The following is a 15,770-nucleotide window of genomic DNA, read 5'->3' on the forward strand; positions in this document are numbered from 1 at the left end:
ACACATGTATAATGCAATCATCGAGCCGATAGCATCTTTACTTGGAAAAGTTCTTGACGTTCTTTTCGTTGGAATCAATGCAATCGGATTGGGAAATATTGCGATAGCAATTATTTTATTTACTTTATTAGTAAAATTGTTAATGCTTCCACTTACTGCAAAGCAGTCTAAGATGATGAAGCTAAATTCTATTATCGGACCTGAAGTAAGAGCAATTCAGAACAAGTATAAGGATAAAAAAGGTGACCAGAATGCAATGCTTAAAATGCAGGAGGAAACTAAAGCTGTATATGCAAAGTATGGAACTTCACAGATGGGTGGATGTGTCCAGATGCTTATCCAGTTTCCTATTCTTCTTGCTTTATACAGGGTATTCCAGAGAATTCCTATGTATGTAACATCACTCAAGGCATTATTTATTAATATTCTTGGTGATGGCGGCAATGGTATTATGAGTGCGGCTGATTATTCTGATTTTATGAGTAATACATTTAATACAGGTACACTTGCAAAAATTGACTGGTCAAATGTTAATGATGCTGTAGTTGCGATGAACTCATTTACAACAGAACAGTGGAACTTGCTTAAAGAGCATTTCACATCTTATGCATCTGTAATTGCTGATAATCAGGCAAAGATTACTGAGATGAATACTTTCATCGGAATCAATGTTTCACAGGTACCTACATTAGCATTAAATATTGCTATACTTATACCTATTTTATCAGGTGTTACACAGTATATCAGTGTAAGAGTAAGTCAGGGCAAGTCAAATCAGGATGATTCTGATAATCCGGCAGCTGCATCAATGAAGATGATGAATATTTTTATGCCGATTATGTCTGCATTTATCGCATTCTCAGTACCTGCAGGTCTTGGTCTTTACTGGATTGCAACGGCTGTAATCCAGACAATCATTCAGATTTGCATCAATCGTTACTATGATAAACTCGGTGTTGATGAGATTGTAAGAAGAAATGTAGAGCAGCGTAACAAAAAACGTGCCAAAAAGGGATTACCTCCTGAAAAAATAGCTAAGAATGCTACAACAAGCACTAAGAAGATTGATTCACAGACAAAAAGTCAGGAAAGAATCGATAAGCTTCAGCAGAAGAAAGAACAAAATGATAAAAAAGTAAAAGAAATTCTTGAGGCAACTAATTATTATAAATCAGCTAAACCTGGCAGCCTTGCTGAAAAGGCCGGAATGGTAGCAAAGTATAATGAGAAAAACTCTAAGAAGAATTAACGGAGGTGCGGTTTACTATGGATTATATTGAAGTTTCAGGTAAAAATGTTGATGAAGCACTCACTAATGCTTTAATAAAATTAGAAACAACAAGCGATAAAGTAGAATATGAAGTTATTGAAAAAGGCAGTGCCGGTTTTCTGGGAATGGGAAGAAAACTTGCTGTAATTAAAGTAAGAAAGAAAGAAGACAAGCCGGTTAAGGCAAATGTCAAGGCAAAAGAAACAGAAACACAGAAAGTAGCAGATTCATCTGTTTCATATGAGCCTGTTAAAGCTGAGCCTGTAAAATCAGTTGATAATAATGAGATTAAGGATGACTCACATGAGCAGCCTAAGAAAACATCAAAATATACAACAGTTATGCCTAATGAAGAAGTTGAACGCAGAATTACAACATTTTTAGGTGATATGTTTAAGGCAATGAATCTTGAAGTTAAGATTGATGTTAAATTTGATGATCCTGATTGTGTAAATGTTGAACTTTCTGGTCCTAACATGGGTGTTCTTATAGGTAAGAGAGGACAGACGCTTGATTCTATCCAGTATCTTACAAGCCTTGTTGTAAATAAGGGAAAAGACAAATATGTAAGAATTAAAGTTGATACTGAAGATTACAGAAACAGAAGAAAAGAAACTCTTGAATCACTTGCAAAGAATATTGCTTATAAGGTAAAGAGAAGCAGAAAGCCTGTTTCACTTGAGCCGATGAATCCATATGAGAGAAGAATTATTCATTCAACACTTCAAAACGATAAGTTTGTATCTACAAGAAGTGAGGGTGAAGAACCATTCAGACATGTAGTTGTATATCTTGACAAAGAAAAAAATTCAAGATATTAATTTGTATCTGTTTTAATTCAGTGTATTTTTTAAAGTCATGCGGTTTGTGGCTGTAAAAGCCACAATCTGTATGACAATTTTAATATTAATCAGAGGTATTAGGTATGGAACATACAATAGCCGCAATTTCAACAAGTACAATGAGCAGTGGTGGAATAAGTATTGTAAGAATGAGCGGAAAAGATGCCATTGAGACGGCAGATAAAATATTTGTATCTAAAAACGGAAAAAAACTGTCTGAAGCCAGCAGCCATACTGTTCATTATGGAAATATTGTTGATGAAGACGGTAATATTATAGATGAGGTGCTTGTCATAGTTATGCGTGCACCTAACACATATACAAGAGAGGATGTTGTGGAAATTGACTGTCATGGAGGAATTCTTGTAACAAGAAAAGTTCTTGAAGCGGCGATTAAAGCAGGTGCAAAACCGGCTGAACCCGGCGAGTTCACTAAGAGAGCATTTCTTAACGGAAGAATTGATTTATCGCAGGCAGAGGCGGTAATAGATGTTATTAATTCAAAAAATGAATACGCATTGAAGTCATCTGTAAGCCAGCTTGATGGAAAATTATCTGCAAAAATAAAGGAAATAAGGGAAGTTATCCTTAATCATGTAGCATATATAGAGGCTGCACTTGATGACCCTGAACATATTTCGTTGGATAACTATGTTAATAACATAGAAAAAGATGTGGATAACTGTGTGGATAATGTGTATAAATTGTTGAAAACTTCTGATAACGGTCGTATAATGCGGGATGGAATACGAACTGTTATTTTGGGGAAAACTAATGCGGGTAAATCCAGCCTGCTTAATGCTCTGGCAAAAGAGGAGCGTGCGATAGTAACTGATATAGAGGGAACAACAAGAGATGTACTTGAGGAACAGGTAAATCTCGGTGGAGTTACTCTTAATCTTGTAGATACAGCCGGAATAAGAAAGACAGATGATTATGTTGAGAGCATCGGTGTTGAGAAAGCAAAAAAATATGCACAGGATGCAGATTTAGTAATATTTGTTGTTGACAGTTCAAGACCTTTGGATAAAAATGATGATGATATTATTTCACTTATTCAGAACAAAAATGTTATTGTTCTTTTAAACAAGTCAGATATGGAACAAGTTGTAAAACCTGAGGATTTGAAGAATCTTAATAAATTCAGCATGGTTTCAATTTCAGCAAAGAATGAGACAGGGCTTGATAAGCTTGAACATGCGATAAAAGACATGTTTTTTAACGGTGAAATATCATTTAATGAAGAAATATATATAACAAATGTGCGTCATAAAACACTTTTACAGGAGGCACTTGACAGCCTTCATATGGTAAAAGATGGAATAAATCAGGGAATGAGCGAGGATTTTCTTACAATTGATTTGATGACGGCGTACGAAAAACTTGGAATGATTATAGGCGAAGAGGTTGAAGATGACCTTGCAGACCGTATTTTCAGTAAATTCTGTATGGGAAAATAAAGATTATTTAAGGAGACTGCTGTGAAAAATTTGTGCGAAACTTATGATGTAGTTGTTGTAGGTGCGGGACATGCCGGCTGTGAGGCTGCTCTTGCATGTGCAAGACTTGGACTTAATACAATTTGTTTTACCGTTAGCTGTGAAAGCATAGCCATGATGCCATGTAATCCTAATATAGGAGGCAGCTCTAAAGGACATCTTGTAAGAGAGATAGATGCTCTTGGTGGTGAGATGGGCAAAAATATAGATGCTACATTTATACAGTCAAAGATGCTTAATAAATCAAAAGGACCTGCTGTACACTCACTTCGTGCCCAGGCTGACAAGTCTGATTACAGCCACAGAATGAGAAAAATAATGGAAAATACTGATAATCTTTTAGTGCGTCAGGCTGAAGTTTCAGAGATAATAGTTGAAGATGGCATTATAAAAGGTGTAAAGACAGTATCAGGTGCAAGTTATTTTGCTAAAGCAGTTGTTCTTTGTACAGGTGTATATCTCAAGGCAAAGTGTATTTTTGGTGATGTGAGCTATGAAACAGGTCCAAACGGACTTCTTCCTGCAAATCACCTTACACAGTCTCTTGTTGATAATGGAATTGAAGTCAGAAGATTTAAGACAGGTACACCGGCGAGAGTTGACAAGCGTTCTGTTGATTTTTCAAAGATGACAGAGCAGTTTGGTGATGAAAGAGTAGTGCCATTTTCATTTACAACCGACCCTGAAACAGTACAAAAAGACCAGGTTTCATGCTGGCTTACATACACAAATGAAGAGACACATAAGATTATAAGAGATAATCTTGACCGTTCTCCGCTCTATGCTGGAGTTATTCACGGAACAGGTCCAAGATATTGTCCTTCAATTGAAGATAAGGTTGTAAGATTTGCGGATAAAGAAAGACATCAGGTATTTATAGAACCTGAAGGACTTTATACTAATGAAATGTATCTTGGTGGAATGTCAAGTTCAATGCCTGAAGATGTTCAGTATGCGATGTATCGTACTGTACCGGGATTAGAAAATGTAAAAATAGTAAGAAACGCGTATGCGATAGAATACGACTGTATAGATGCATTACAGTTAAAGTCAACACTTGAATTTAAGAAAATAAAAGGACTTTTTGCGGGTGGACAGTTTAACGGAAGCTCAGGTTATGAAGAGGCTGCAGCACAGGGAATAATTGCTGGTATCAATGCTGCAATGTATGTAAAAAATGAAGAACCTCTTATTCTTGACCGCTCAGAGGCCTATATTGGTGTATTGATTGACGATCTTGTCACAAAGGAATCAACAGAACCATATAGAATGATGACTTCAAGAGCAGAATACAGGCTGATTTTAAGACAGGATAATGCAGATTTGAGACTTTCAAAATATGGTCACAGAGTTGGTCTTATTAATGATGAGAGAATGGCTAAAGTAGAACTTAAAGAAAAGCAGATTGCTGAAGAAGTCGAGAGAGTAAAATCTGTAAATATCGGTACAGGTAAAGAAGTCCTTGATTTACTTGAAAAGTACGGAAGTACAGAATTAAAGACAGGTGTTACACTTGCTGAGCTTGTTAAAAGACCAGAATTAAATTATGAAATTCTTGCACCTATTGATAAACATAGACCGGAGCTTGCATGGGATGTTGCTGAACAGGTGAATATTAATCTTAAATATGAGGGATATATAGAAAGACAGCTGCGTCAGGTTGAACATTTCAAGAAACTTGAAAGCAAGATTATTCCTGATGATATAGATTATAATGAAATTACCGGATTAAGAAAAGAAGCAATACAAAAGCTCAATAAGATGAAACCACGTTCAATAGGTCAGGCATCAAGAATTTCAGGAGTATCACCTGCAGATATTTCAGTTCTTCTTGTTTATATGGAACAGTTCAGAAGAAAAAAGATGTAAGGAGAAAGTATTTGGACAGAAGTGAATTTCAAAAAATATTAAAAGAAATTAATGTTGAACTTACGGATAATCAATGTGATCAGTTTGATAAATATTATGAAATTCTTGTTGAATGGAATAAAGTAATGAATCTTACAGGTATTACACAATATGATGAGGTATTAGTTAAGCATTTTGTGGATAGTCTGGCTGTTTTTAAAGCTGTTTGTGAATTATCCGGAACAGATAATGATATAAAAAATAAAATTAACTATTTTAAGAATGTTTCTGTAATAGATGTAGGAACAGGTGCGGGATTTCCCGGAGTACCTATAAAGATTGCATTTCCGGAAACAGATGTATGTCTTCTTGATTCTTTAAATAAACGGGTTAATTTTTTAAATGAAGTTATAAATCAGCTTGGAATAAAAAAAGTTGATGCAATTCACAGCAGAGCTGAGGATGGAGCGAGAAATCCATTATATCGTGAAAAATACAGAATTGGTGTATCAAGAGCAGTAGCAAATCTTGCAACATTAAGCGAGTATGTACTTCCTTTTGTTGAGCCGGGTGGATATTTTATTGCATATAAATCGGGTGAAATAGATGAAGAACTTGAGGCATCTAAAAAAGCAATCGGTGTGCTTGGTGGTGAAATTAAGCATGTTTATAAATTTAGTCTTCCAGGTACAGATTTTGGACGTTCATTTGTATTTATAAAGAAAAACAGAATTACGCCTAAGAAATATCCTAGAAAATCAGGACTGCCTTCAAAGGAACCAATTAAATAAAAAATTAAAAATCCGGGTGATAGAAAAACATCCGGATTTTTAATTGGTTTCAGCTGAGAAAAATATCAATATTTTTTATGAATTTTAACGGCTGTTCAATCTGTGGGTAATGTTTTGCATTTTCAATTGTAACAGATTCTATAGCCGGATTAAGCGATTTATACAATTTTGCAGATTCAATAGCAGTTGTGTCACATGAACCATTAATAATGTAAATGCTATTGTCAATTTTACTTACAGCTTTGCTTATAGAAACAGTTGTATAATGACATTCTGTACTTGTAAAAAGATATTTTGCATTACTTCCGCCAAGATGTGCATTTTCACTGTATGTATCAATAAGATTCTGTGATATTGAATTTTTGTTATTGAAGTATTTTAATACAAATCCGGAATTAAGCTTTTGACGACTCATGCATATATTATAAATGAGAGTGCCTAAAACAGGTGAGTTGAGAAGATATCTTCTTATTTCACACATTTTATCCGGAGTTTTTAATGCTGATTTTATATCTTGTGGACTTACAAGAATCAGTTTATTAAAAATGTATGGATTAGAATACACTGTCATTATTGCCATTGGGGCTGAATCACCCTGTGCAATAATATCCGTTTTTTTATGAATGACATTAATAACAAAATCCTGAATCATCTGTGTATACATATATGTTGTGTATGTTATATTCGGTTTATCGGAATGACCACATCCAAGCAGGTCGATGGCATATACTGTATGATTTCTGCCAAGTGATTTTATTATTCTGTCCCATTCGCATAATGAGCAGGAAGATTTTAAATCGTGAATAAGCAAAATTGGAGAACCCTCTCCTGAAATAGTATACGATATATTACCAAATTTCCATTTATATGTACTGCGTGTTTCTTTATTGGTAAGGTTTTTAACAACAGAAGATGAAAAAATCATCTGATTAATGATATGTGCCGTTGAAATAACAGCTGCAGATGCAGTTACGGCAAGTCCTGTTTTTTTCCATTTATTCATATTACATTCTCCATTCTATACAGAATCATATGTTTCATTTACCATAATATTAATAATATTATAGTATATATGTACTAAACTCGCAACGAATATTAAAAAAATACTTTAAAATTTACTCAATATAATGTATTATATTGTAAATGTTTCAAGGTAATATGATATTGTTGTAATATAAATAGTATATTATAAATATACAGTTCGGCTGTGTTTTTATGAGCTGCTCCTTTGCAAGCATGGGGAATATTTAATGAGTGAAGTTAGTAAGTTTTTAATTGAAGAATATGATAATACTAATCATAAAATAAATGAAATAAATTATTCTATAAGAGGCTTGGATATTGATATAGATTCAATTGACAATTATCTTAAAAAAATAAGACAAAAGGAAAGTGAACCTGAATCATTATTTGAATCAAAAAATTATGATACATGTTTTCGTGAGGATGAGATTCAAAAACTTGAGAGTCAAAGACAAGAGCTTCTTTCAAAAAAAAGTTTGTTGCAAGATGAACTTTCGGAATTGACATTCAGATGTGAACGTATAAAAAAATTATGTGATGATTGTAATAATGATGTAATTGCATCAGAGATATATAAAAATAATTCAAAAGTATATTCACATACAGTAAGTATGAATGAATTGTCTAATCAGGAAAAAGACAGAAGACGTATTGCGATGGATATACATGACACTGTAGTTCAAGATTTGGCGGCAATAATTTTTAAAAATGAATTTATTCTGCATATTATGCAGAGTGATATTGAACGTGCCAGAATTGAAATTAAAAATAACAGTGATATGTTAAATAACTGTATTAGTGAATTAAGAAATATAATTTTTAATCTAAGACCTTTGCCATTGGAAAATTCTAATTTTAAAGATAGTTTTTGTAAGATGGTTGATTTACTTCAAAAAAAAACAAATATGTTAATTCAATATGAATATAAAGGCGATGAATGTCCGGATATAGATAAGGTTCTTCTTATTAATGTAATAAGAATGATTTTTGAATTGTGTACAAATTCTATTAAACATTCAAGAGGAACAAATATTTATATTAGTATTGAGATAACAAAAAAAAGCATTAAATTCTTTGTGGCTGATAATGGCTGTGGATTTGATTATAATAATGTATGTAAAAATACTAAAGGACAAGGATTATCAATGATAAGAGACAGATTATACATTTTTAATGGTTCTGTTAAAGTAACAAAAAATAATGATAAGGGAATTAAATTTTATATTGATATTCCTTTGAAGTACAAAGAAAAATAGATATAAATGGAGTTAAGTATTATGGCAGTTAATATTGTTATTGCAGATGATCATAAAATGGTAAGGGAAGGTCTAAAATGTCTTCTTGAATTAGATAAGGCATATAATGTTGTTGGAGAGGCAGGAGATGGATATGAATGTCTTGATGTTGTTAACAAGACAAATCCTGATATTATAATTATGGATATTAATATGCCAAATCTTAATGGATTACAGACATTAAAAATTATGCGTCAGGAAAATATAAATAAAAAAGTTATAATGGTTACACTTTATGATGATATTGATTATTTAATAAAGGCTCTTGATTATAAATGTAATGGTTATGTTTTAAAAAATTCAGATTTTGCTATTTTAAAGGACGCTATTGACAGCGTTGAAAAAAATGAGATTTATGTAGAACCTAGTCTTACAGTAATGCTTAATTCAAGCCTTGCAAGGAGAGATGTTAAGAAATCTATGATAGATTCTCTTACAAAGAGGGAACTTGAAATATTAAAGCTTATTGCACAGGGACTTCTTAATAAAGAAATTGCAGCAATGTTAAATATTAGCGAAAGAACAGTTAAAAATCATATATCAAATATATTTAAGAAAATTGATGTATCAGATAGAACACAGGCTGCAGTTTTTGCAATTAAAAATGGAATAGTTGAGATTAAGTAATTAATTATATATAATTGATATGTATATGGATGAGATTTGTAGGTCAAGTCTCATCTTTTTTTATGTTTGTTATTATATATGTTATTATATATGTGTGCTATTATATAAAACTTATGTTTATAAAAAATTTATGACTGTCTAATGTATTAAAAAAAATAAAGAAAAAATTATATAATATACAACAAAAAATAAATATTGTGTGTTATAATTATTAATGGTATTGAGTTATATTTAATTAATGAAAATGCTAATGTGATATGTATTCTTTAGATGTTTCACGTGAAACATCTTATGTGATATTTATAAGTTATATATATGTTTCACGTGAAACATTATTGGTTGTGGCAGCTGAATAAATATATGCAAGTAAATGCAAGAACGCGAACATATATGGAAATCGAGGAGTTATGGGGAGAATAATAGCAATAGCAAATCAGAAGGGTGGCGTAGGCAAAACTACGACAGCAATTAACCTTTCAGCATGTCTTGCTGAAAAAGGTCAAAGAGTTCTAGTTGTAGATATAGATCCGCAGGGAAATACGACAAGTGGATTGGGGATAGCAAAGGACAATGTAGATAATACAATATATGAAGTTATGTTGCAAGAAATTGATATATCTGATGCAATATGTAAAGATATATTTGAAAATCTTGATATCATTCCATCTAATGTAAATCTTGCCGGGGCAGAGATTGATTTGATTGATATTGAAAATCGAGAATATATTTTAAAAAATGCAATTAATACAGTAAGAAATAATTATGATTATGTTATATTGGATTGTCCCCCATCACTAAGTATGCTTACTGTAAATGCGATGACAGCAGCTGATACTGTATTAGTTCCAATTCAATGTGAATATTATGCGTTGGAAGGTTTGACTCAGCTTATACATACAATTAATCTTGTAAAGAAAAAATTGAATCCACTTCTTGAACTTGAAGGTGTTGTATTTACAATGTATGATTCGAGAACAAATTTGTCACTTCAGGTTGTAGAGAATGTTAAAGATAATTTAAAACAGAATATTTATAAGACAATCATACCTAGAAATATCAGACTTGCAGAAGCACCAAGTCATGGATTGCCGATTAATAAGTATGATACAAAATCATCAGGAGCTGAGAGTTATAGGATGCTTGCAGATGAAGTTATGAGTAGATGATTACATATGTCTTATTAAATTGAAAGTGATATAACAAAATTATTAAATGAGTTGGAGGAAATATATAAATGGCAGTTAGCAAAAAAACCTCATCCAGTAAAAGTTCATCAAAAGGACTTGGTAAAGGATTGGGACGTGGAATTAATGCTTTGATTCCGGAAGAGCCAGCAGAAACAAATGAAAAAGTAATAGTTAAAGAAGTTGTGGTTAAAGAGCCGGCAGAGACAAAGGTAAGATTATCTCAAGTTGAGCCAAATAGAGAACAGCCAAGAAAAATGTTTGATGAAGATGCCCTTATTGAATTATCTGAATCAATTAAACAGTATGGTGTATTACAGCCATTACTTGTGCAGAAAAAGGATAATTATTATGAAATAATTGCCGGTGAGAGAAGATGGAGAGCAGCAAAACTGGCAGGAGTCAAAGAAGTGCCGGTTATTATAAAAGATTATTCTGACCAGGAAGTAATGGAAATTGCTCTTATTGAAAATATTCAGAGAGAAGATTTGAATCCAATTGAAGAGGCACAGGCATATCAGAGACTTATAAAGGATTATCGTTTAAAGCAGGATGAAGTTGCTGAAAAGGTATCTAAATCAAGAGCAGCAATTACTAATTCGTTGAGATTATTAAAGCTTGATTCTAGAGTTCAGGAAATGGTTATGGAAGGAAAATTAAGTAATGGCCATGCGAGAACTATTATTGGAATTGAAGATGGTGATAAGCAATATATGATTGCACAAAAGATTTTTGACGAAAAGCTTAGTGTGCGTGAAGTAGAAAAACTTATGCGAGATCTTGATAAACCTGAAAAACCAGTAAAACAGGCACCAGAAAATGATTTTATTTACAGAGACCTTGAAGATAAATTCAGCAAAATATTAGGCAGTCAGGTTGCAATAAAAAACAAAAATAATAATAAGGGCAAAATTGAAATTGAGTATTACTCTCAGGCAGAATTAGAAAGAATATATGAGATGCTCAAAAAAACACAGGAATAAGGTTTGCTTCGCAAAACAAGGAGGCAATCCTCTCCTCACATGAGGTATAGTGCATCAAAGATGCACATTGGGATTTTGCTTCGCAAAACAAGGAGGATAAGAGATAAGATGATTGATTTTTATGGCTTGTTTTCTGTAGATGCTGCATATGTATTTACGGGAATGGCGGCAGTAACGTTGATTTCGCTAATCATAGCGATTATATCTATATGCAAAACTTCATCAATGAAAAAGAAATACAAGGAATTCATGGGTGGAAGTGATGGAACATCTATAGAAGAACTTATAAAGGGTAATCTGGAAGATGTTAATCAGATTAAAGAACTATCTATTGAGAATGAAAACAATATAAAAGATATATATGAAAAAATGGAATATACATTCCAGAAGATTGGCGTTGTTAAGTATGATGCATTCCATGAAATGGGCGGAAAACTCAGTTTTGCATTATGTATGCTTGATAAGCTGAATAACGGATATCTTGTAAATGTTATGCATAGTAATAATGGTTGCTTTGCTTATGTTAAAGAGATTGTTGATGGTCAGTCTTATATTGAACTTGGCGAAGAGGAACAAAAAGCTCTTGATGAGGCAGTTGCAGGAAGAACCGGCGACGCCATACTTGGCAAAAAGGTTAATGAAATGCTTGAAAATAGTGGAAAAAATAAGTAAAATGGTGCATAATATCAAAGGATATAAATTAGTTTGTGGATAGCACTGTTTCACAAATGAAGATAAGCGTATGTTTCACGTGATGTATTATTTTAGATTATAAATATTAAGAAGACAGTGCAGAAATGAGGAAAAATGTTAGATTTGAAATTTGTCAGAGAGAATCCTGACATTGTTAAACAGAATATTAAAAATAAATTTCAGGATAGAAAGCTTCCGTTAGTTGATGAAGTTATTGAACTTGATGCAAAGGCAAGAGCAGTTAAGACAGAAGCTGATGAACTTCGTGCAAACAGAAATAAGCTTTCTAAGCAGATTGGTGCTTTAATGGGACAGGGAAAGAAAGAAGAAGCAGAAGCTGTTAAGGCTCAGGTTAATGCAGATGCTGACAGATTAAAGGAACTTGAAGCACAGGAAAGTGAACTTAATGCAAAAGTAACTGAGATTATGATGACGATTCCTAACATAATTGATCCTAGTGTTCCAATTGGTAAGGATGATAGCGAAAATGTTGAAATTGAAAAATTCGGTGAACCTGTAGTTCCTGATTTTGAAGTACCATATCACACAGAAATCATGGCCAAATTTAATGGTATAGACCTTGATTCAGCAGGCAAGGTGGCAGGTAATGGATTCTATTACCTTATGGGTGACATTGCAAGACTTCATTCAGCAGTAATTTCTTATGCAAGAGATTTCATGATTGACAGAGGCTTCACATACTGTGTACCTCCATTTATGATAAGAAGTAATGTTGTTACAGGCGTTATGAGTTTTGATGAGATGGATGCCATGATGTACAAGATTGAAGGTGAAGATCTTTATCTTATCGGTACAAGTGAACATTCAATGATTGGTAAGTTTATTGATACAATTACACCAGAATCAGAACTTCCTAAGACTCTTACAAGTTATTCACCATGTTTCAGAAAAGAAAAAGGTGCTCATGGTATTGAGGAGAGAGGTGTATACAGAATTCATCAGTTCGAAAAGCAGGAAATGATTGTTGTATGCAAGCCGGAAGACAGCAAGATGTGGTTTGATAAACTTTGGAAGAATACAGTTGATTTATTCAGAAGTCTTGATATTCCTGTAAGAACTCTTGAGTGCTGCTCAGGCGATCTTGCAGATTTAAAAGTTAAATCTATCGATGTTGAAGCATGGTCTCCAAGACAGAAGAAATATTTTGAAGTAGGTTCATGTTCTAACCTTGGCGATGCACAGGCAAGAAGACTTAAAATCAGAGTTCAGGATGAAAACAAGAATAAGTATTTTGCACATACTCTTAATAACACGGTTGTTGCACCACCAAGAATGCTTATCGCATTTCTTGAAAATAACCTTCAGGCAGATGGAAGCGTAAGAATTCCTGAAGTTTTAAGACCATATATGGGTGGTAAATCTAAGCTTGGCGAATAATGGACACCACATTAATATATATGTATAAATATTAATATTAAATAAACAAAGTAAACAATTTATTGAAATGCATTTTAATATATGATATATTTTGTAGTTGGTAAATACTGTGAGCAATACATTTTGCCCACAGTATTTTTATGTTATATCAGTGTAAAAATGAATGAACTTGTGCGGATGTATCTGACTGACGTAAGCATAGTGGATTAGTAAGTATATTACATCTGTAAAGGTTGTAAAAATAGCTAAAATATGATAAATTATACACATAAGCAGAGGTGAATTTGTTTTGAACAGTTTTAGACAAATGGAGGGCAGAACAGTTCTATGAGGTTGGTTAAGATTGATGATTTAAATGGGAGCGAAGTACTTGCTGTTCCGATAATGTCTGCCAAAGATCAGGTTTTAATACAGTCTGACACGGTACTGCGTGGAGAGTATATTGATAAACTGCGTAAGTATAATATTCCATCTGTATACATAAAAGATGATGTAAAATTTGACGTTGAAGAAACTCTTCAAAATTCAAAAAAGGTTGTTGAGAGTATACTTGAGCGTCATATTTATAAACATAATGATGAATTAAAAAGAATAGGTGAGCAGGCTAACAAGATTATTGACAGTGTATTATCTGAACCTGAGGTACTTGAGTCAGTAACAGATATAAGAAATATTAGTACAGATATGTATTCACATTGTATTAATGTATGTGTGCTTTCTACGATTCTGGCATTAAGATTAAAGATGAATGAGCGTCAGGTGCGTAATGTTTCCATGGGTGCGATACTTCATGATATAGGATTGAAGTATATACAGGTTCCGTATATTGATATCAGTGTTTCACAGATGAGAGCATCAGACGTTCCGGAATATAAGAAACATACTATTTATGGATATAGCTCTATTCAGGAAGAAGAGTGGATTTCAGATGTTTCAAAGGAGATTATTCTTCTTCATCATGAACAGGTTGATGGAGAAGGATTTCCATTTAAACAGAAGGGCGACAAATTAAAATCAGAAGTTAAGATTGTTTCAATATGTGATGATTATGACAGTCTTATAAGCGGAATTGGTAATAAGAAGATTAAGGTTTATCAGGCAATTGAGTATATTCGTGTTAATGCAGGTAAGAAGTATGATTCTACTATAGCAGCAAAGTTCCTTGAGACGATTGCATGGTATCCTGTTGGAATAAAGGTTGTTCTTAATGATGGTGATGTCGGAATAGTAATAAGACAGAATAAAGATTCAACTGACAGACCGGTAATAAAAATGCTTACTCATGCAGATGGAAGTGAGTATAATCCACAGACAGAGATAGATTTGTTAAAAAAACTCACATTGTTTGTTGTTGATACATTGTAGGAATGAGGAATATATGAATTTATATTTAAGTGCCATTGGATTTTCAGATATGGATTTAATGAAAGAGTCAAGATTTATCAAGGCGGCTGTCAGACAATGTATTGATGAGGGATACATATTAAAAAATGAATCATTAAAACGTGGGGTTGCTGTTGTAAGGGTAAGTGAGTCGGCAGGGATATATATTTTTGGAAGATACGAAGGAAAGAAGTTCGTATATGAATATTATTACCCATTTATAATAGGAAATAAAATCTCTGAAAATGATGAGCTTACAATAGAAAGGCATGTTGATAAGGAATCATATTCTATTGTATGTGATGAATCGCGGACAGGTGTGACCCTTATTTTTTATTTACAAAATGTCATGGATTATATGAATTATGTAACTAGCCGTCCTGATTATATAAAAGGTTCATTTAATCCGGATACAAGGAATGCTATTGCAAAATGTCCTATAAAAAATACACCGGTGGTATTGTCAGCACTTTCACTTGGTGGTATGATTCTTTTGCCGATAGATAAAAACAGTCGTAAATCAGCTAAAAATACAGAAGCTGAAAAAAAGCGAAGAAAGCTTATTGCAGCGGCAAAAAATGGTGACGAAGAAGCAAGGGAGAGTCTTACAATTGAAGATATTGATACATATACAAAGATTTGTCAGAGGATTATGTATGAAGATGTATTTTCAATTGTTGATTCAACATTTATGCCGTGCGGAGTTGAATGTGACCAGTATTCGGTAATAGGTGAAATTCTTGAGTTATCAAAAGAGCGTAATTCTTATACGGGAGAGAATATATATATTATGAATCTTGAATGTAATGATGTTGAATTTACGCTGGGGATAAATGAAAAACATTTACTCGGGGAACCTATGGTAGGCAGACGTTTCAAAGGGCAGATATGGCTTCAGGGAAATGTTAAATTTAACAAATAACAAAAATAAAAT

The 15,770-nt window shown here is 33.0% G+C and carries 14 protein-coding genes; 13 read left to right on the top strand and 1 reads right to left on the bottom strand.

The features are described 5' to 3' along the window. The first annotated feature begins 4 nt into the window (after nt 1-4). The 5 genes from WMO38_RS11675 to rsmG all read left to right on the top strand — a co-directional run bounded on the left by WMO38_RS11675 (nt 5) and on the right by rsmG (nt 6,250). Nucleotides 5-1,249 (top strand): YidC/Oxa1 family membrane protein insertase, encoded by a 1,245-nt coding sequence (locus WMO38_RS11675; protein WP_349162825.1) that lies wholly within the window; start codon nt 5-7, stop codon nt 1,247-1,249. A 17-nt stretch (nt 1,250-1,266) separates the two neighbouring features. Further along, nucleotides 1,267-2,091, top strand: a complete 825-nt coding sequence (jag, locus tag WMO38_RS11680; RefSeq protein ID WP_349162827.1) for an RNA-binding cell elongation regulator Jag/EloR — start codon at nt 1,267-1,269, stop codon at nt 2,089-2,091. Between the two features lie 104 nt (nt 2,092-2,195). Next, a complete protein-coding gene (gene mnmE / locus WMO38_RS11685) occupies nt 2,196-3,572 on the top strand; it encodes a tRNA uridine-5-carboxymethylaminomethyl(34) synthesis GTPase MnmE (RefSeq protein WP_021865620.1) in 1,377 nt (458 codons plus the stop codon). 21 nt (nt 3,573-3,593) lie between these two features. After that, complete coding sequence (gene mnmG / locus WMO38_RS11690) at nt 3,594-5,480, top strand: tRNA uridine-5-carboxymethylaminomethyl(34) synthesis enzyme MnmG (RefSeq protein ID WP_349162828.1); 1,887 nt, start codon at nt 3,594-3,596, stop codon at nt 5,478-5,480. A gap of 11 nt (nt 5,481-5,491) precedes the next feature. Next, a complete protein-coding gene (rsmG, locus tag WMO38_RS11695; protein ID WP_021865618.1) occupies nt 5,492-6,250 on the top strand; it encodes a 16S rRNA (guanine(527)-N(7))-methyltransferase RsmG in 759 nt (252 codons plus the stop codon). Nucleotides 6,251-6,299: 49 nt separating this feature from the next. Here rsmG and WMO38_RS11700 read toward each other — a convergent pair whose 3' ends face one another. Then, a complete protein-coding gene (locus tag WMO38_RS11700; protein ID WP_021865617.1) occupies nt 6,300-7,253 on the bottom strand; it encodes an alpha/beta fold hydrolase in 954 nt (317 codons plus the stop codon). Nucleotides 7,254-7,500: 247 nt separating this feature from the next. On the opposite strand from WMO38_RS11700, the gene WMO38_RS11705 reads away from it, so the two are divergent. The 8 genes from WMO38_RS11705 (at nt 7,501) to WMO38_RS11740 (ending at nt 15,758) form a co-directional block, all read left to right on the top strand. Continuing rightward, nucleotides 7,501-8,529, top strand: a complete 1,029-nt coding sequence (locus WMO38_RS11705) for a sensor histidine kinase (RefSeq protein ID WP_349162830.1) — start codon at nt 7,501-7,503, stop codon at nt 8,527-8,529. 21 nt (nt 8,530-8,550) lie between these two features. After that, nucleotides 8,551-9,195, top strand: coding sequence for a response regulator (locus tag WMO38_RS11710; protein ID WP_349162832.1), 645 nt, complete (start codon nt 8,551-8,553; stop codon nt 9,193-9,195). Nucleotides 9,196-9,602: 407 nt separating this feature from the next. After that, the gene (locus WMO38_RS11715) at nt 9,603-10,361 is read left to right on the top strand and encodes a ParA family protein (RefSeq protein WP_349162834.1); all 759 of its coding nucleotides are present in this window, start codon (nt 9,603-9,605) and stop codon (nt 10,359-10,361) included. 68 nt (nt 10,362-10,429) lie between these two features. After that, nucleotides 10,430-11,362, top strand: a complete 933-nt coding sequence (locus WMO38_RS11720) for a ParB/RepB/Spo0J family partition protein (protein WP_021865613.1) — start codon at nt 10,430-10,432, stop codon at nt 11,360-11,362. A gap of 108 nt (nt 11,363-11,470) precedes the next feature. Next, nucleotides 11,471-12,034, top strand: coding sequence for a DUF4446 family protein (locus WMO38_RS11725; RefSeq protein ID WP_349162836.1), 564 nt, complete (start codon nt 11,471-11,473; stop codon nt 12,032-12,034). Nucleotides 12,035-12,169: 135 nt separating this feature from the next. Then, the gene (gene serS, locus WMO38_RS11730) at nt 12,170-13,453 is read left to right on the top strand and encodes a serine--tRNA ligase (protein ID WP_186837480.1); all 1,284 of its coding nucleotides are present in this window, start codon (nt 12,170-12,172) and stop codon (nt 13,451-13,453) included. A 327-nt stretch (nt 13,454-13,780) separates the two neighbouring features. Continuing rightward, nucleotides 13,781-14,818, top strand: coding sequence for an HD-GYP domain-containing protein (locus tag WMO38_RS11735; protein ID WP_349162838.1), 1,038 nt, complete (start codon nt 13,781-13,783; stop codon nt 14,816-14,818). Nucleotides 14,819-14,831: 13 nt separating this feature from the next. Continuing rightward, the gene (locus WMO38_RS11740) at nt 14,832-15,758 is read left to right on the top strand and encodes a DUF3881 family protein (RefSeq protein ID WP_349162840.1); all 927 of its coding nucleotides are present in this window, start codon (nt 14,832-14,834) and stop codon (nt 15,756-15,758) included. Nucleotides 15,759-15,770 lie beyond the last annotated feature (12 nt).

The organism is Lachnospira hominis (ex Hitch et al. 2025) (genome assembly GCF_040096395.1).
GTDB classification, from domain to species: domain Bacteria; phylum Bacillota; class Clostridia; order Lachnospirales; family Lachnospiraceae; genus Lachnospira; species Lachnospira hominis.